We start from the raw sequence: 17,782 nt of genomic DNA, 5'->3' as shown, positions 1-17,782 counted from the left end.
TCAAAGGATACCGGCTCTATCAGGGCTATAAAACATATGTCTTAAAATAGCTTTATTTTTAGAAAATTGACATCTCCGTTTTTGTAGTCAATAATTCCAAAGCATTCATACCTAAATCTGAATTTCCTTTTTCATTAAGTCGTGGGCTCCAGGTAGAAACAACAAAATTTTTAGGATATAAAGCTGCGATTCCTCCACCTATACCACTTTTTCCTGGCAATCCTACCTTATAAGTATACTCACCTGACTCATCATAAAAGCCACAGGTTTGCATCAAAGCATTGAGTCGTTTTACCTGGCTTTTAGTTAAAACTTGTATTCCTGATATCGTTTTTCCTTCATTGGCAAGAAAGAAAAAAGAATGAGCTAATTCCTTACACGTCATTTCTATGGAACATTGGTAGAAATAAAAATCAAGAACCGTTTCAACATCATTATCTATATTTCCAAATGACTTTAAAAAATTAGCCAGTGCGGCATTTCTAAACCGAGTGTCTTTCTCAGATTGTGCTACTTTTAAATTAAAATCAATAGTAGGACTTCCAGAAATCATTCGTATAAAATCCAGAAAATCTTGTTTAGGATTTTCCAAATGGGTAACAAGCATATCTGCAATAACTATTGCTCCTGCATTTATAAATGGATTTCGCGGAATTCCTTTTTCATATTCTAATTGCACTAGTGAATTAAATGCACTTCCGGAAGGTTCAACTCCTACTCGTTCCCAAATCCTTTCATCCAAGAATGAAAATGCCAAAGCTACAGTCAAAGCTTTAGAGACACTTTGAATAGAAAATTTTTCGTTGCTATCCCCAATTCCAAAGTCCTCGCCTTCAATACTTATCAAATGAATACCAAATTTATCTGGATCAACTTTTGTTAGTTCTGGTATTGATGTAGAAACATTACCACTACTTTGAAGTTTTTTTGCCTCTTGATATACTTCTTGCAAAATTGTTTTATAGTTCATGTAAGGAATTTAATAAAATGTTTTTTGAAAACTTTTAGTTAGGTTTTTTGTTTTTTCTTTCTGGCTGCAGGAAACAACACATTATTCAAAATCAAGCGATATCCAGGTGAATTGGGATGCAAATCAAGAACTGTGGGTGCATCTCCTACCTGATGCTGAAAGTCTTCGGGATCATGGCCTCCATAAAAAGTGAACATTCCTTTTCCTTTTTCTCCATGAATGTAACGTGCTTCTCCATTAAGTTCACAAGTTCCCATCACCAAAATATTCGATTTTATAAGCGAGACATCAAAAGAAGTTGTTTGTCCCATGAATCCTTTGACCAACTGCGTATGATTTTGACACAACATACTCGGTATTGGATCCCATTTTGCCGAAAATTCCATTAAAGTAAAATAATCCTTATCCATAGGAATTCTTCTTTTCAAAGTCATATCAATATCCGAAAATTCATATTGCTCCGGTCTCCTTTCTAAAATAAAATCTTTGAAAGCAAACGAATTATTGTAATTCATCTTCGATTGATAATTAGCATCGCTGGCATCTCCATCAAACATAGCTTCGCAAATATCTACACCATCAGCTGCCAAAGCAATATCAAAACTATCCGTTGCTGAACACATCGCAAACATAAATCCCCCGCCAATAACAAAGTCTCTGATTTTTTTGGCTACAGCTCCCTTTTCTTGTGACACTTTCGAATAGCCTAATTTAGTTGCCAATGCTTCGGCATCTTTCTTTTGTTCGATATACCAAGGTGCATTTTTGTAGGCACCATAAAATTTACCGTATTGCCCTGTAAAATCTTCATGATGCAAGTGCAACCAATCGTAAAGCAACAGTTGATCACTTAATACTTCTTCATCATAAATAGGTGTAAAAGGAATTTCGGCATAAGTCAAAACCAGTGTTACCGCGTCATCCCAAGGCTGTTTTCCTTTAGGTGTATAAACTGCTATTTTGGGGGCTTTTTCTAATACTACCGTTTCCATATTTTGGGAAGGACTAGAAATCTCATCTAAAATTCTGGCTTCTTCACTGTCGGAAAGAATTTCAAAACTCACTCCTCGAATCTGACATTCTTTTCGTATTTCTTCAGCATCAGGAAGTAAAAAAGAACCACCTCGATAATTGAGCAACCAACTTGCTTTGTAATTTTTATCCAGACACCAATAGGTAATTCCATAAGCCTTCAGATGATTTTGCTGTGTAGTTTCATCCATTGGTAACAAAATAAAAGAAGCTTTCGCCGAAAAGGAAATAAAAATTAATAGAATATAGAGTGACTTCTTGAAAGACATTACCGTTTTTATTTCAAAGATAACAGTTTTTAGGCGATGAAAATCATAAAAAAATCCGCTGAAGTAGCGGATTTAAATTTATATTTTAGAACGGTACATCACTGTCGTCGTCCGGGTCATTCAAGTTACTTCCAAAAGCTTCATTTGCAGATGGCAGGTTTTTAGTAATAAAAGGATTGTCATCTTGATTCATACTTGATGGTAAGTCATCATAACCTCCGCTGTAATCTTCCAGGTTATCAAATTTACCCAGATGTCCAATAAACTTCAAACGAACGTTTTCAATACTACCATTACGGTGTTTTGCTATCATTATTTCAGCCTGACCTGCAGTTGGTGAAGCTTCATCATCATCCCATTCGTCAATTTTATAATATTCAGGACGGTATAGAAACGATACAATATCGGCATCTTGCTCAATCGCACCCGATTCACGAAGGTCAGAAAGCAAAGGTCTTTTACTGGAACCACGTGTTTCAACCGCACGCGACAATTGAGAAAGTGCAATAACAGGAACATTTAATTCCTTCGCCAATGCTTTTAAGTTTCGGGAAATAGTAGAAATTTCCTGCTCTCTGTTTCCTCCTCCTTTTCCGTTTCCACCGGCTGTCATCAATTGCAAATAATCGACAATAATAATTCGGATACCATGTTGTGAAACCAAACGTCTCGCTTTTGCCCTTAAGTCAAAAATAGAGAGCGACGGCGTATCATCAATATACAATGGGGCTTTTTCTAAATTTTTAACTTTGGTACTCAATTGCTCCCATTCGTGTTTTTCCAGTTTTCCAGTACGCAATTTCTCCGATGACAAACCTGTTTCGGAAGAAATTAAACGGGTGATCAACTGAACTGATGCCATCTCCAAGGAAAATAAGGCAACCGGCATTCCAAAATCAATTGCCATATTTCGTGCCATCGATAATACAAATGCGGTCTTACCCATTGCTGGTCTCGCCGCTATAATAATTAAATCACTTGGTTGCCATCCTGAAGTAATCTTATCTAATTTATCAAAACCTGTCGCTACACCACTCAATCCTTCTTGACCGGCAATTTCCTCGATTCGTTTTTTGGCTTGCAAAACTAAACTCTGAGCTGTTTCAGAACTACGTTTTATATTTCCTTGTGTTACTTCATATAATTTGGATTCGGCTCTGTCCAATAAATCAAAAACATCCGTTGTTTCATCGTAAGATTCTTCAATAATTTCTGTAGAAATTCGAATCAAACTGCGTTGAATAAATTTTTGAAGAATAATCCTGGAATGAAATTCAATGTGCGCCGAAGACGAAATCTTTTGCGTAAGCTGAATTAAGTAAAAATCTCCTCCAGCCAACTCTAATTTTGCATTTTTCTTGAGTTGGGCAGAAACGGTTAATAAGTCAATAGGCTGTGTTTCTGTAAACAGTTGAACGATAGCCTCAAAAATATGTTTGTGTGCATCTTTATAAAAAGCATCAGGTTGTAAAATATCAATTACATCATCTACCCCTTTTTTATCAATCATCATGGCGCCAAGCACAGCCTCTTCTAAATCGAGAACCTGCGGTTGCAATTTTCCTTTTTCAAGGCTTATTATAGTAGTTTTATCAACCTTCACAGGATTAATATTTCTGAAGTTTTCCATAGAGCGAAAGTAACAAAAATTAAAAAAATATCTTCATTGAGTTGTTACAAATAATTGTTCATAAGTAACTATTTTTTGTTTATAACCATAAAAAAATCCGAAACTGTAAGGCTTCGGATTAAATATCAATTTGTAAGATTTTACTCTTTATATTCACCCATTTTACTGTATTTGTCCATTCTTCTGGCAACTAATTCTTCTGTTGATAAGTCTTTCAATTCATTGAATCCTTTCATGATATATTGCTCTACGGTTTTGAAAGCAGTCTCTCTATCGTAATGCGCTCCACCTAATGGTTCAGGGATAATATCATCCACTAATTTTTGCTTTTTCATGTCAGCAGAAGTCAGCTTCAATGCTTCAGCAGCTTGTTCTTTATATTCCCAGCTTTTCCATAGAATAGAAGAACATGATTCAGGAGATATAACAGAATACCACGTGTTTTCCATCATGTATACTTTATCACCCACACCTATTCCTAATGCTCCACCAGAAGCGCCTTCACCTACAATAACAGTAATAATTGGCACTTTTAGGCAAATCATTTCGAAGATGTTTCTGGCAATAGCCTCACCTTGTCCGCGTTCTTCGGCTTCTAATCCTGGATAAGCTCCCGGAGTGTCAATTAAAGTCAATACAGGAATACCAAATTTCTCTGCCATTTTCATCAATCGCAACGCTTTTCTATATCCTTCCGGATTTGGCATTCCGAAATTACGAAACTGACGTGTCTTAGTATTAAATCCTTTTTGTTGCCCTACAATCATAAAAGATTGTCCATCAATTTTCCCTAAACCACCAATCATTGCTTTATCGTCTTTGAAACCTCTGTCACCGAAAAGTTCCAGAAACGTTTCGCCACACAAAGCACGTACGTGATCCATTGTGTAGGGACGACTAGGGTGTCTTGACAGCTGTACGCGTTGCCAAGCAGTCAAGTTTTTATAAATATGTCTTTTGGTTTCTTCTAGTTTCTTGTTGATTTGCTTACAAGTATTAGTAACATCAACATCCGATTCTTGACCAATAACTAGACACTTATCTAACTGTTCTTCTAGTTCTTTTATTGGAAGCTCAAAATCTAAATATTCCATAGGATTTCTTCGTTTTGTTTTTAATTGGAACGGCAAATATAAAATTTTAAATCGTTCAAAGAGGTAAATTTTATATTTATGTGTCTTATCACACTTTATAAATTGCTAAAATCATTTTTTAAAGGAACATAAAACAGCGCTATTTTTTTATTTAACAAATGAAAATAAAGCACTTACAAATGAACTACTTTTATCTTTTTAAAATTAAAAGCACAAAACTAATCTTACGATATAAGTGAAGCTTAGTTTATAATTACTTCTTTTCTTTTGCTAATTCTTTTCTCGATTTGTAGGCTTTTAAGTATTCTCCTTTTGGAGTTCCGTCATCAAAAGAGCTATATTTTATTAATGCTCTTACGCCTTGACGTGCTTCTTCATTCGTGAAATTTTCATATTCAATACGATACAATGCTGAATACATTTCGGCACGACCAATACCATGATAACAATGAATCAACACTGGATAATTGTCTTTGTTATCCATTATTTTAAAAAAACGATCTAAATTCTCTTGTTTTGGAACCTGATCTGAACCATTATTGAAATAATTTACTCCTTTTATTTTAGCTACCGCAACTTGCTCAGCAGTAAGTTCAGCTGGAATCTCAGGATTATTCTTTAAATCTGCAGTTCCTGGAAAACGCAAATCGACAATCGATTTTATATGGTATTTCTTAACGTAACTTTCTATCTCATCTGGCGGAATCACTCCTGACTTGTACACTTTCCCTTCGGTAATCGTTTCAAAATTGTGGTTGATGTTCATATCATAAACATATTTTCCCACCAATATTAAAACGACTGCAAGGATTGAAAATCCAATTATTTTTTTATTCTTTTTCATCTTGTAAAATTATTAAAACTTATTGTTTAAAATACATTTTCTTATCCACCACTCTATCCATATAATCTTGAATAAAAGCTTTGCAATTAAGCTCTATTTCATTCATTTCAGGATTTCGGTTTTTTATCAAATTGTTTTTTAATGCTTTGTCATTTTTATCATAAAACCCTAACGCAGTTTTACCATCAAAGGTACAGATATAATTCCCTTTAGAAAACTGATATATATTTCCTGTTGAATTAATAACAAACGGCTGACTTGATTTTTTGTCCAATAAACTTCTACCCCAACTTCTAAATGGTTTCTTGTACCCAATCATATCCAAAATTGTTGGATAAATATCAATTTGTTGTGCCAAATCATCATCAACACCCACATACTTACTATTGGGTTTATAAATGATAATAGGGACTGCAAAATGGTTAATTGCTTTTTGATATTCGTCATAATAAATTTGGTTACAATGATCTGCAACCAGAACGAATATGGTATTGGAAAACCAAGGTTTCTTTTTGGCTTCATCAAAAAATCGTTTCAGAGCAAAATCTGTATACTCCGCACATTTATGAATAGGAACACCGCCCTCATGAAATCTATTTTTATATTTCTCCGGAATAATATAGGGTTCATGAGACGAAACTGTAAAAACGGAAGCAAAAAATGGTGTCTTCTTTTTGTCTAAAGTGTTTTTCATGTACTGAAGAAAAGGCTCATCCCAAATTCCCCAAAAACCATCAAATTGAGAATCGTCATTGAACTCCGTTCTTCCATAATACTTATCAAAACCTAATATATTTCCGAAACCTAAAAAGCCCATAGAGCCATTGGCAGCGCCATGAAAAAATGAAGTATTATAGCCCTCACTTTCTAAAGTTGAGACTAGGGATTCTATTTTCTGTTTTGGATAAGGAGACGACGTAAAAGCATCTTTGAATGATGGAATTCCTGCTAAAACGGATGACATCCCGTGAATCGACTGTCGTCCATTTGCGTAAGCATTCGTAAAAATCATACTGTGCTGCGATAAGGAATCCAGAAAAGGAGCATGGCTTTTATAATTCGGGATTTTTGAATTTTTATTAAAAGCACCTATGTACTCGCGGCCATAACTTTCGAGAATAAACACTACCACATTAGGCTTAGTCGCAGGATTATTATGGTATTGTTTTATAGGCTGTACTTTTTCCAGAATCACTTGCTCGTTAACATCTGGATAATTGGGTTTCAGGAAACTATTGCTAAACAAGGTTCTGATAATGGCAAAAGGCGTATTGAGCACAATATCCGATTGAACGATAGTTTTCACATGTCTACTGGCATCCAAAAGGTTAATAGGTCGCGTGGCTTTATTAAAATCTCCACCACGAATTCCTCCGATTATGAGTAAAACAACACCAAAAAATCCAATAGTTGAGAATCCAAAATAATGCAGTTTTTTTGACGGTACAACAACCGCAACACTTACTTTTTTATATAAATAAATCCAAAGCGCTGAAAACAATACAAATAAGATAAAAACATACCAATAGTCATATAGAAAACTAAAAAGTAATACTTTCTTATTCGTTTCATGTTTCAATACATTCAGGACAACAATTGTTGTGCGTGCAAAAGTATACTTGTAATAAATAAAATCAATAAAATTAGTTGCATAAGCCACTAAATTAGTCCCGAAATAAAGATAAAAAAGGGATTTTTGATAGCCTGAATTCGTGTTTTTCCAAAAGGGCAAAATCGAAAAAACAATAAACAGCAAATTCACATATAGAATTGCAGTCGTATCGAAGGCCAAGCCATAATAACAAAGTGAAAGTAAATCTGAAATAGAATCTACTTTTAACAAATTAATATTAAAAATATAAAATAGAATTCGAGCTATGAAGTAAAAAATATAAGCTAACGAAAGTCTGTATATCAGAACCTTGTATTCATTTAAGCGCAAGTGTTTGTGCATTTCAAAGTAAATTAATTGTAAAAGAAGTGCAAAGATATTACAATTAATCTGTTGACCACAGTTAAAATTTATACAAAAAAGGGAATCGAATCTTGAAAATCTGTTTTATAACCTATTAATTCTAATTACTAAACAGCTCTTAAAGAGTTATTTATCCTAAATATCCTTTTGATAATGCTTAATAACTCCATTTAAGATTACGGTAATTACTATTATAATGGCTCCAATGTAAAACTCAAAACTCATTTTTTCTTTTCCGCCAAGGATAAAATAAGCCAACACAATTCCGTAAACCGGCTCTAGATTGGTCGTAAGCATTACAGTGTAAGGAGTCAGCTTTTGCATCACTTTTACCGAAGCGGTGAATGCATAAGCGGTACAAACAGAAGCCAAAATCAAAATTAAACCCCAATTATTGAATGTCAAAACAAAGAAATCCAAAGAGAATTTATCCTGAAATAAAAAGTAAACCGTAATAAAAAAAACACCAGCCAAAAACTCATAAAATGAAATTACTGATGGATCGTGATCTGCAATTAACTTTCCGTTCATAAGAGTAAATAAAACCCCTAATATAATGGCCGCCAAAGCGTAAAGCATTCCTTCCAGATAATTGACTTCTACTTTCATAATCAATCCTAATCCTGCAATGATAATGAGTCCAAAGAAAACTTCATACCACAACACTTTTCTGCCATAAAAAAGAGGTTCTAACACCGAGGCAAAAAAAGCACCCAAAGAGAAAACTGAAAGTGTAATAGAAACATTGGAAACATGGATAGCTTTAAAAAAAAAGATCCAATGCAAGGCAATCAATAATCCAACGAAAATCAATTTTAAGAATGATTGCAACGGAATTCTAAATGATTTTTTTTTGAATACAATAAACAATCCTAAAAAAACACTGGCAAAAAGCATTCGATACCAAACCAATGCATCCGGTTTTATAGTGATTAAAGCTCCTAAAATAGCGGTAAAACCCCAGATAAAAACAATTAGATGCAGGTTTAAGTAAGACTTTAGTTTATCGTTTTGCATTGCGTAATAAATAAATAGCTAAAATTCCAAAAGCCATATTAGGCAACCAAACAGCCAGCATGGCAGGAATACTTGATTTCTCCGCTAATACCCCAAAGATTTTATCAAAAAATACAAAGGCAAAAGCCAAGGCGATTCCTATCGCTAAATTCATTCCCATTCCGCCTCTGCGTTTCATAGAGGAAACCGAAACCGCAATAATGGTCAGAATAAATGCCGAAACCGGAACACTGAATTTCTTATATAAAACCACTAAATAAACATTGATATTAGAAGAACCCCGCTTTTTCTCTTTATCAATAAAGTTGATAAGTTTATTCAAGCTTAAGGTTTCAGCGATATATACAACAGGAGCTAAATCCTCTAAATCAAAACTGAAACGGGCCTCTTTTTCAGCTAATTTTTCAATTTTATCACCATTAACCCCTACCGTTCTTTTTGTATAATCATACATAGTGTAGGTCTTACTCTTTGGGTTCCATTTTATTCTGCTTGCTGAAATTTTATAAATCAGTTTCTCTTTATCAAACTTTTCCAATGAAAAATTAAAAGCAGTTTTAGACAGCGTATTAAAGCTGTTCACGTAGATGAATTCAGTATCACTGATTTGTCGGTACACATCGGTATCGTCGCCTCGCATGGCTTCTTTACCTCCAGTACGCAAATACGTATACCTGAAATTATTAAATCCTTCGCTGGCAGCAGGAACCACAAAAAACCCCATCAACAAAACAAAAACCGAAACCATCGAAGCCCCTATAATGTAAGGCCTTAAAAAACGGGTAAAAGAAATCCCTGAACTCAAAATAGCGATAATCTCTGTGTTGTTGGCTAGTTTTGAAGTAAACCAAATAATGGATAAAAATAAAAATATCGGGAATAAATTATTGGCAAAATAAACCGTGAAATTATAATAGTAGATTGCAATTTCAACAAATGGAATTTTATTTTCGAGCATGAAATTAATCTTCTCCGAAACATCAATAATAATCCCAATAGGTATAAACATCAGCAACATAACCGAAAAAGTGGCTAAATATCTTTTTAAGATGTACTTGTCTATTATTGTTAACATAAAGGTTTAATCGGTTAATCGTTATTTGGTAATTCGGTAAAATGATAACTCGTTTATTCGATTAAACAAATAACCGAATAAACAAATAACCTAATTTACAAACGTTGGCTCATATTCTTCACCATCATTTCTTTCCAAGGTTTGAAATCTCCCGCTAAGATATGTTTTCTGGCCTCACGAACCAACCACATATAAAATCCAAGATTATGGATTGTAGCAATTTGTTTTCCTAGGTATTCATTGGCAGCAAAAAGGTGACGCAAATACGCTTTCGTATATTCCGTATCAACATATGTGATTCCCATTTCGTCAATAGGAGAAAAATCAGCTTCCCACTTTTTGTTTTTAATATTAATCGAACCGTTAGCCGTAAACAACATTCCGTTTCTGGCATTACGCGTAGGCATCACACAGTCAAACATGTCAATTCCAAGGGCAATATTCTCCAGAATATTTATCGGAGTTCCCACGCCCATCAGGTAACGGGGTTTGTCTTCGGGTAGGATTTCACAAACTATTTCGGTCATGGCATACATTTCCTCGGCAGGTTCCCCTACTGAAAGTCCGCCAATCGCATTTCCTTGTTGATTTGAATTCGCAATATATTCCGCTGATTGTTGGCGTAAATCTTTATAGCAACTTCCTTGAACAATTGGAAAAAACGTTTGCTCATATCCGTATTTAAAAGGTTGCGTGTCTAAATGATTGATGCAACGGTCTAACCAGCGGTGCGTCATTTTCATCGAACGCTTTGCGTAGTTATAATCACATGGATATGGCGTACACTCATCAAAAGCCATGATAATATCGGCTCCTATGGTACGTTGAATTTCCATCACATTCTCTGGCGTAAAAAAGTGGTACGAACCGTCAATATGCGATTTGAACTTCACTCCTTCTTCCTTAATTTTCCGATTGGCCGAAAGCGAATACACTTGGTATCCTCCGGAATCCGTCAAAATATTGCGGTCCCAGTTCATGAATTTATGCAAACCCCCCGCTTTCTCCAGGATTTCGGTTTGTGGTCGCAAGTATAAATGGTAGGTATTTCCCAAGATAATATCCGGGTTTATATCGTCTTTCAATTCGCGTTGATGCACACCTTTTACGGAACCTACGGTCCCTACAGGCATAAAAATTGGGGTTTCAATCACACCGTGATCAGTGGTAATACTTCCCGCTCTGGCTTTGGACTGCGGATCTTTTTTTAATAAATCAAACTTCATATAGGCGTTTTTCAGTGCGCAAAGATAGGTTAATTTGACCCCCCCGTCAAAAAAATATTTTTCTTCCAATGAAATGAAAAAGGGGGTTCCTGACAAGCAAAATTTAAATACTTTTTAGAAATAAAATTAGATAATTACATCATTTAAAAATTTAATTACCAATTGGAAATTCCTTTTGAGCGTGTCCTAAAAAGGTCGGACTATCCGTTGCAAACAAGTTCAATGAACTCAGCTTAAAATGAAAATATTGTGAAATAATCTTTTATTCCGCTTCGCTTCATAAAAGCACTTAAACTCATGTAAATCAAGCAAATATGAAGTGAAAACAACAACTAAAATTCTCTTCATCTCAATTTCAAAAAGCATCCAGCAAAGAAAAAATGCTTTTGATGATTTATACGATTATTATTATATATTTGATAATAAATAAAGTCTGACCGCTATACTAGTTAGTGGCTATTCTAAACCAACCTACACCAAAATGACAGAAATTGAACTTCAAAATATTATTAAAACCAAAGAACTTCCTAAAGATGAACTTGATGATTTTTGGAATAATTTTTTTGGCTTTTTACCTTTATTCATTTTTTTATTTGCCTCAAAAAATAACATCACTATTCAAATAGTTTTCATAATCTTGATTTTTTACACTTTCTATTCTAAGTTCAATGAAAAAAAAAATGATTGCTATTGTGACACCATTTAATGAAGTAGAAAATATTAGTTTGATTGAAAAAATTGTCGACGAACAGCAATGGATAACTAAAACAAAGCAGGGTGCGCTTTATGAGTTTTATATTCCTTTTTTATTTAATCAGCCTGGACATAAATTAACATTAATTGCAAGAGATAATGCAATATTATTGAATTTAAGAAATATAGGAAGTACAAAAGGAAGGATGCCTTATTTATTCGGAATCGATACGCTAAAAGAAAGAAAAATAATTGGCTTAATTGGCTCCAGTGAAAATGAAATTTATTCGAAATAACAAGAGAAGCCACTAACAGCTACTACAACGTTGACCGTCATTGTAGAACGACGGTACTAAGACAACCAAAAATAAATGACAGAAAAATTTTTAGTAATAAACAGTACACTTTCGTCAATAGAACTAAGCAAGCTTATTCGACAACAATATAATTTAAGTGTGAATACAGAATGTAACCTATTTCGGGCTGCAATGAACCATCTTTATATAATTAATGATAACGAAAACAAATACGCTTTTAGGGTTTATACACATAATTGGCGGTCAAAGTTAGAAATTGAGGAAGAATTAAGGCTTTTAATCCACTTAAAAGAAAATGGCGGACAAGTTGCCTTTCCAATAGCTGACAAATCGAATCAATTTATTCAAGAGATTAATGCACCAGAGGGAAAAAGATTTGGCGTCTTATTTTCATATGCAAAAGGTACAAAGACCGCAAAATTTTCACATCAAACCAGTTTTCTAATAGGACAAGCATTGGCTAAAGTTCATAAATCAACAGAAAATTTTGCACTAAACAGAATTACTTATAATACAGAAAGTTTACTCGTTGACTCTCTTTTAAGAACAAAAAACTTCTTCAAAAATACAACAGAAGAAATTAAGTTTTTAGAGAACCTATCAAATTTTCTAACCGTAAAATTTGACAATATTGACGAACAACAAATGAGATATGGAGCTACACATCTTGACGTTTGGTTTGACAATATGCACCTAGATAATGAAAAAGACGTAACTTTTTTTGATTTTGATTTTTGTGGCAACGGTTTTTTGTGTTTTGACATTTCATACTTTTTATTTCAGTTATTTTCTACGAATTTAAACGAAGATGAATATCAAATAAAAGCAGATAATTTTCTGAAAGGGTATGAAACAGTAGTCGAAATTAGCGAAGAAGAAAAAAACTTTTTACCTTTTGCTTGTTTAGCCATTATGAATTATTACATCAGTATCCAGTGCGACAGGTTTGATTTTTGGACAAATATTTTCTTGAATGAAGACCATTTAAAAAGAATGGTTGGAAATTTGAAACGTTGGATTACTTACAATAAGATTGAGATTGAACAATAAACAAAAACGAACAGCAAACAAGAAAACAACGAACGGCTAACACTTGCTACAAAGGATTTGGGCATTTGGCTTAATGGAAAGTTGACTTTGTATTTGGGATGATTTGGCAAATCCGAAAATAGGGCTTAATTTAGTCCCAAACCTATTTTAACAAACGCTAGTAGTCGTTGTAAAAGACTCCCATACAAATTACAAACAACAGAAATTTAGATAATGGAAAATCTTAATTTACAAACAATACGACTTAATATTCGACACCTCGAATTATCAGATCTATCTGATTTTCATATTTATCGTTCAAACCCAGAGGTCACAAAATATCAAGGCTTTGATATTATGAGAATTGAACAAGCCGAAGAGTTTATTAAAGAGAACTCGACAAAATATTTTGGCAAAGCAGGAGAATGGGTACAGTACGGAATTGAAAATAGTGAAACAAGACAACTTATTGGCGACTGTGCAATTAAACTTGACCAGTACGATAAAAGAATTGCAGAAATTGGAATTACCATTTCACATATTGAACAAAAAAAGGGTTACGCAAAAGAAGTTTTAATTGGAATTTTGACCTTTCTGTTTGACACAAAAGAAATACACCGAGTTGTTGAAATAGTGGACGCTGAAAATATTCCTTCAATCAACTTACTAAGAAGCACCGGATTTAAACAAGAAGGACACTTTATTGAAAATATATTCTTTAAAGGAAAATGGGGAAGTGAATTTCAATACGCAATGCTGAAACGAGAATGGGACGCCCGAGCGCGTTGATATACTAGAATCGCATAATCTTTACAAAACTCTGCCCTATTTGGAAAAAACAACTTAAAAAATATAAATTATGGCACTTATCAATCCACACATCAACTTCAATGGAAATGCCGAAGAAGCATTCCTTTTTTACAAATCAGTATTTGGCGGAGAATTCACAAAGATTATGCGCTTCAAAGATATAGCAAGCCCTGAATATCCAGTAGCAGAAAATGATGCCAATAAGATAATGCACATTGCTTTGCCAATTGGCAAAAACATTTTAATGGCCAATGACATTCCAGCAAGTATGGGTCGAGTTAATGAAAATGAAAACAGGTCTAAGATATCTATTAGTGCAGAAAGTCGTGAAGAAGCTGACAAATTATTTAGCGGACTTTCAGTAGACGGAAATATTGAAGTACCTATTAGCGACAGTCCTTGGGGTTCTTATTTTGGAATGTTTAGAGATAAATACGGTATTGAATGGATGGTTGATTTTGACCCAAAATACAACGGAAAAGTATAAGCGAAAAACAACGAACGTCAAACAGCTATTTTAATAACCCTGCACTTAAAAACATAATCCCCAAAGGAACTAGGATGTATATTATTTTTGAAGTTGTTTGGCATTTGATTTTCTGTTGATTAAACCCCAAGCAATTTTTGGTAAAAATCTGTTTAAAAAATAAATAGCCTTTGTATCACCGATGCGAATTTTGTAATTATTCTTTTTTAGTCCTGCAATCAATCCATTTACTAATTTTTCAGAAGTAATTGTTTTTGCATCTACACCATCTGCCATAGCAGTTGCAACTAAGGGAGGAGAAAGTTCAAATACTTTGACATGACTTTTCAAAATCTGCAAATGATTACGCAAAGAATCGGTATAAAATCGAACAGCAACTTTTGATGCAGAGTAAGTTGGCGCAAGATTTAGTGGCACATAGCTTAATATAGAAGCCGTATTAATAATGGCGCTCTCTTTTCTCGATTTAAGCATATCCATAAACAAATTATTCATACGAATCACCCCTAAATAGTTAATACTCATTTCATATTCAGCAGTTTCAAAATGAACTTTATTGGCAATTCCCAAATTTTGAGGTTTACTGATTACACCGGCATTGTTATATAAAATATCTATTCCTCCCAGTTTTTGGATTTCTTCAAATAATGAAGCTGCCTCTTCGGCATTTGCCACATCACTATTGATAGCTGTTATCGAAGGATGAAGTTTTTTGGCTGCATCTAATTTTGCCTGGCTTCTACCCGTAATAATAACTTTGGAGCCGTTTTCTAAAAATTGTTTGGCCGCTTCTAACCCAATACCAGAAGCACCGCCAGTTATCAAAATTGTTTTGTCTCTTAATTCCATTTTGCTTTTAATTTTTTAATATTTATATTTGCTTGCATTTTGCAAGTGCAAATATATAAAACAACTTTTAATTTGCAAGTGATTTTTTAAAATATAAAAAAAAAATGAAAAAAAATAAAAGTAGGTCAGAATGCCCAATTAGCTGCATGCTTGATATATTTGGAGACAAATGGTCTTTGCTGATAATCCGAGATTTGATATTTTTCAATAAAAACACCTATGGCGCCTTTCTCAAATCCGAAGAAAAAATTGCTACCAATATTTTAGCATCAAGACTGCAAGGGCTTGAAGAAAATGGAATTATAAAAAAATTAGACCACCCCGACAGTAAAGCAAAAGTATTGTACACACTGACACAAAAAGGAATTGACTTATTGCCTGTTTTGCTTGAAATCCATTTTTGGGCAGACAAATACTTTTCCCTTCCAACCGAAATAAAAGCAAAAATAAAAGAAGCCAAGAAAGATAAGGGCGCATTTATAAAGTCGATGACAAAAGAGTTGGAGGATAGGTTTGCTAAAGAACAAAGCAGCAGCTAAAAGCAGTTTGTGGCAATAACTAGTTTTAATTCACTTGTCAAAATACAGAAACTTACTCTCATCAAGCAAAGTTATATTCTGGTGGCAAAATTGTTTTGTGTTACAAACCCAATAGTACTGATAGGCTACAACAATAATCAAATAATGATTGTTTTTTTAGCTTATAACTTCAACAGGATTTTTAACCTGATTGACTAAAATCTACTAAAACAATATCTAAGTATTGCCTTTCTATTTTAGCACTCTAAAAGCCTTTTTTAAGGCTTTTACCCCCTTTTTTGAAAAGCTAAATCAAACTTCTTTTTTCAAAAAAAAGAAATAATTATAGTATAAATCATATATATTTACATTCCATTTAACAAAAATCAGTTCGTTTAGAAGTTTTTATCCCGAAGCTTCGGGAGAACTGACGCTAGCGGCAACTCAAAATAAAAAGTCTAAAATATTGACTTTATAAATTTTACAAAAAGAGAATTATGACTGAAATAAAAATTGCAATTACAGCGATTGAAATAGCTTCTTGTTGGGAAGCTATTTTTCTTTTACGACCGATGTTGAAAGAAAATGAATTTGTAGCGCAAATACAAGAAATGCAAAAAGAGGGATATTCTTTAATTTATATTGAAGAAGGAGGTAAAGTAGTTTCAATTGCAGGATACCGCATTTTTTCGATGCTTTATTGTGGCAAGATGTTGTATATAGATGATCTTTCTACATTAGATATTTGCCGTGGAAAAGGCTATGCTACAGTATTACTCAACCATTTGTATGAAATTGCAAAACAAGAAAATTGTAAATCGGTACATTTAGATAGTGGGCATCTTAGAACAAAGGCACATAAACTTTATTTCAAAGAAAACTTCACCATCAGTGCGTTTCATTTTAGTAATCCTATAAATTAGAAATATGAAATTATCAGAAATTAAAATTGCAGAATGGTTTTTGCGCATAGCATTAAGTGCAGGATTTCTATCTGCCTCAGCAGATCGCTTTGGAATGTGGCCCAAAGAAGTTTCTGCTTGGGGAAATTGGCAAAATTTTGTGGTTTATACCAAAAGTTTAAATCCATTTGCACCAGACAGTTTAGTGCCGTTTTTGGCTTACACAGCAACAAGTTTAGAAATTATTTTAGGCATTTTGTTGCTTACAAAATTCAAAACCAATTGGGTAGCCAAAGCTAGTAGTGCATTACTTTTATTGTTTGCATTGTCAATGGCATTTTCTAGCAGTATAAAAGCGCCGCTTGATTATTCCGTGTTTTGTGCATCGGCAAGTGCATTTGCGTTGAGCATACTTGTTAAACCGAAACCAAACAAAGAATAGAAAAAATAAAAAAGACAGCTGCTAACTGCCGTTTATATCAATTAGCTTTTTGGGTTTAATTTAAAGTTGGTCATGTACTTTTAAAGCTTAGCCTTTAACCCTAATACTTGCCAACTTTTCTTAGCCACTGCAAGCGCCAGAACATTCCTTTTACAAACATCATCAAACGACAAGCAACATTTATTTTCCAATAATTCGTTTTCTATGCTCCGTTCCCCATGTAGCAAGTTCAAAAATCAATTTATCTAAAGAATGACCATATTCGGTTAGGGAATATTCTACTACAACTGGAATCGTATCATAAACGGTACGTTTGACTAGCTGATTTAATTCTAATTCCCTTAATTCTTTTGACAACATCTTTTCGGTAATTTTTGGTATTTCTTTTGCCATTTGCCCAAACCGTTTATTTCCGAATGTTAACGAAATTAAAATAGGAATCTTCCATTTTCCACTCAATACATACAACGCATCTGTTACAGGCTGAATTAAACCTGTACAAGTACTATGTGTTTTTATTACTTCTTTTTCCATTTCGATTTGATTTCTTGAGTCACTATACCAAAGTATAGTCCTATACTTTGGTATAGTACATACTTTTAT

At 33.7% G+C, this 17,782-nt stretch carries 18 protein-coding genes; 7 read left to right on the top strand and 11 right to left on the bottom strand.

All coding sequences use genetic code 11. The annotated features are described in order from the left end of the window. Positions 1 to 58: 58 nt before the first annotated feature. The 9 genes from OA85_RS09220 to tgt all read right to left on the bottom strand — a co-directional run bounded on the left by OA85_RS09220 (position 59) and on the right by tgt (position 11,132). Positions 59 to 970: a glutaminase gene (locus tag OA85_RS09220; RefSeq protein WP_039109215.1), complete on the bottom strand. Its 912-nt coding sequence runs from the start codon at positions 968 to 970 to the stop codon at positions 59 to 61. 38 nt (positions 971 to 1,008) lie between these two features. Further along, positions 1,009 to 2,271, bottom strand: a complete 1,263-nt coding sequence (locus OA85_RS09215; protein ID WP_039109214.1) for a hypothetical protein — start codon at positions 2,269 to 2,271, stop codon at positions 1,009 to 1,011. An 85-nt stretch (positions 2,272 to 2,356) separates the two neighbouring features. Further along, complete coding sequence (gene dnaB / locus OA85_RS09210; protein ID WP_039109213.1) at positions 2,357 to 3,901, bottom strand: replicative DNA helicase; 1,545 nt, start codon at positions 3,899 to 3,901, stop codon at positions 2,357 to 2,359. Positions 3,902 to 4,041: 140 nt separating this feature from the next. After that, entirely contained in the window at positions 4,042 to 4,995 is a 954-nt protein-coding gene (locus tag OA85_RS09205) for an acetyl-CoA carboxylase carboxyltransferase subunit alpha (RefSeq protein WP_039109212.1), read from the bottom strand. A 253-nt stretch (positions 4,996 to 5,248) separates the two neighbouring features. Next, entirely contained in the window at positions 5,249 to 5,839 is a 591-nt protein-coding gene (locus tag OA85_RS09200) for a dual specificity protein phosphatase family protein (RefSeq protein ID WP_039109211.1), read from the bottom strand. 19 nt (positions 5,840 to 5,858) lie between these two features. Further along, complete coding sequence (locus tag OA85_RS09195) at positions 5,859 to 7,793, bottom strand: LTA synthase family protein (protein WP_039109210.1); 1,935 nt, start codon at positions 7,791 to 7,793, stop codon at positions 5,859 to 5,861. Positions 7,794 to 7,949: 156 nt separating this feature from the next. After that, on the bottom strand, positions 7,950 to 8,831 hold the full coding sequence (locus tag OA85_RS09190; protein ID WP_039109209.1) for a DMT family transporter: 882 nt from the start codon (positions 8,829 to 8,831) through the stop codon (positions 7,950 to 7,952). After that, complete coding sequence (locus OA85_RS09185; protein WP_039109208.1) at positions 8,818 to 9,906, bottom strand: LptF/LptG family permease; 1,089 nt, start codon at positions 9,904 to 9,906, stop codon at positions 8,818 to 8,820. The genes OA85_RS09190 and OA85_RS09185 overlap by 14 nt, the downstream gene beginning before the upstream one ends. Before the next feature lie 95 nt (positions 9,907 to 10,001). Beyond that, positions 10,002 to 11,132 (bottom strand): tRNA guanosine(34) transglycosylase Tgt, encoded by a 1,131-nt coding sequence (gene tgt, locus OA85_RS09180; protein ID WP_039109481.1) that lies wholly within the window; start codon positions 11,130 to 11,132, stop codon positions 10,002 to 10,004. Positions 11,133 to 11,800: 668 nt separating this feature from the next. Here tgt and OA85_RS09170 point away from each other — a divergent pair. The 4 genes from OA85_RS09170 to OA85_RS09155 all read left to right on the top strand — a co-directional run bounded on the left by OA85_RS09170 (position 11,801) and on the right by OA85_RS09155 (position 14,468). Continuing rightward, positions 11,801 to 12,121, top strand: coding sequence for a hypothetical protein (locus OA85_RS09170; RefSeq protein ID WP_039109206.1), 321 nt, complete (start codon positions 11,801 to 11,803; stop codon positions 12,119 to 12,121). A 75-nt stretch (positions 12,122 to 12,196) separates the two neighbouring features. After that, a complete protein-coding gene (locus tag OA85_RS09165) occupies positions 12,197 to 13,192 on the top strand; it encodes a phosphotransferase (protein WP_039109205.1) in 996 nt (331 codons plus the stop codon). A 213-nt stretch (positions 13,193 to 13,405) separates the two neighbouring features. After that, positions 13,406 to 13,960 (top strand): GNAT family N-acetyltransferase, encoded by a 555-nt coding sequence (locus OA85_RS09160; RefSeq protein ID WP_039109204.1) that lies wholly within the window; start codon positions 13,406 to 13,408, stop codon positions 13,958 to 13,960. 70 nt (positions 13,961 to 14,030) lie between these two features. After that, complete coding sequence (locus OA85_RS09155; protein ID WP_039109203.1) at positions 14,031 to 14,468, top strand: VOC family protein; 438 nt, start codon at positions 14,031 to 14,033, stop codon at positions 14,466 to 14,468. Positions 14,469 to 14,549: 81 nt separating this feature from the next. Here the strand turns inward: OA85_RS09155 and OA85_RS09150 are convergent, their stop codons facing one another. Then, complete coding sequence (locus OA85_RS09150) at positions 14,550 to 15,317, bottom strand: SDR family oxidoreductase (RefSeq protein WP_039109202.1); 768 nt, start codon at positions 15,315 to 15,317, stop codon at positions 14,550 to 14,552. Positions 15,318 to 15,421: 104 nt separating this feature from the next. Here OA85_RS09150 and OA85_RS09145 point away from each other — a divergent pair, with 104 nt between their 5' ends. From OA85_RS09145 to OA85_RS09135, 3 genes are all read left to right on the top strand, one after another. Further along, on the top strand, positions 15,422 to 15,856 hold the full coding sequence (locus OA85_RS09145; RefSeq protein WP_039109201.1) for a helix-turn-helix domain-containing protein: 435 nt from the start codon (positions 15,422 to 15,424) through the stop codon (positions 15,854 to 15,856). A 476-nt stretch (positions 15,857 to 16,332) separates the two neighbouring features. Beyond that, a complete protein-coding gene (locus OA85_RS09140) occupies positions 16,333 to 16,758 on the top strand; it encodes a GNAT family N-acetyltransferase (protein WP_039109200.1) in 426 nt (141 codons plus the stop codon). Positions 16,759 to 16,762: 4 nt separating this feature from the next. After that, on the top strand, positions 16,763 to 17,179 hold the full coding sequence (locus tag OA85_RS09135) for a MauE/DoxX family redox-associated membrane protein (RefSeq protein WP_039109199.1): 417 nt from the start codon (positions 16,763 to 16,765) through the stop codon (positions 17,177 to 17,179). Positions 17,180 to 17,359: 180 nt separating this feature from the next. Here the strand turns inward: OA85_RS09135 and OA85_RS09130 are convergent, their stop codons facing one another. Then, on the bottom strand, positions 17,360 to 17,713 hold the full coding sequence (locus OA85_RS09130; protein ID WP_039109198.1) for a helix-turn-helix domain-containing protein: 354 nt from the start codon (positions 17,711 to 17,713) through the stop codon (positions 17,360 to 17,362). Positions 17,714 to 17,782: the final 69 nt, after the last annotated feature.

Source organism: Flavobacterium sp. AED (assembly GCF_000812945.1).
GTDB lineage: Bacteria > Bacteroidota > Bacteroidia > Flavobacteriales > Flavobacteriaceae > Flavobacterium.
This window is presented reverse-complemented; position numbering and strand designations above follow the sequence as displayed.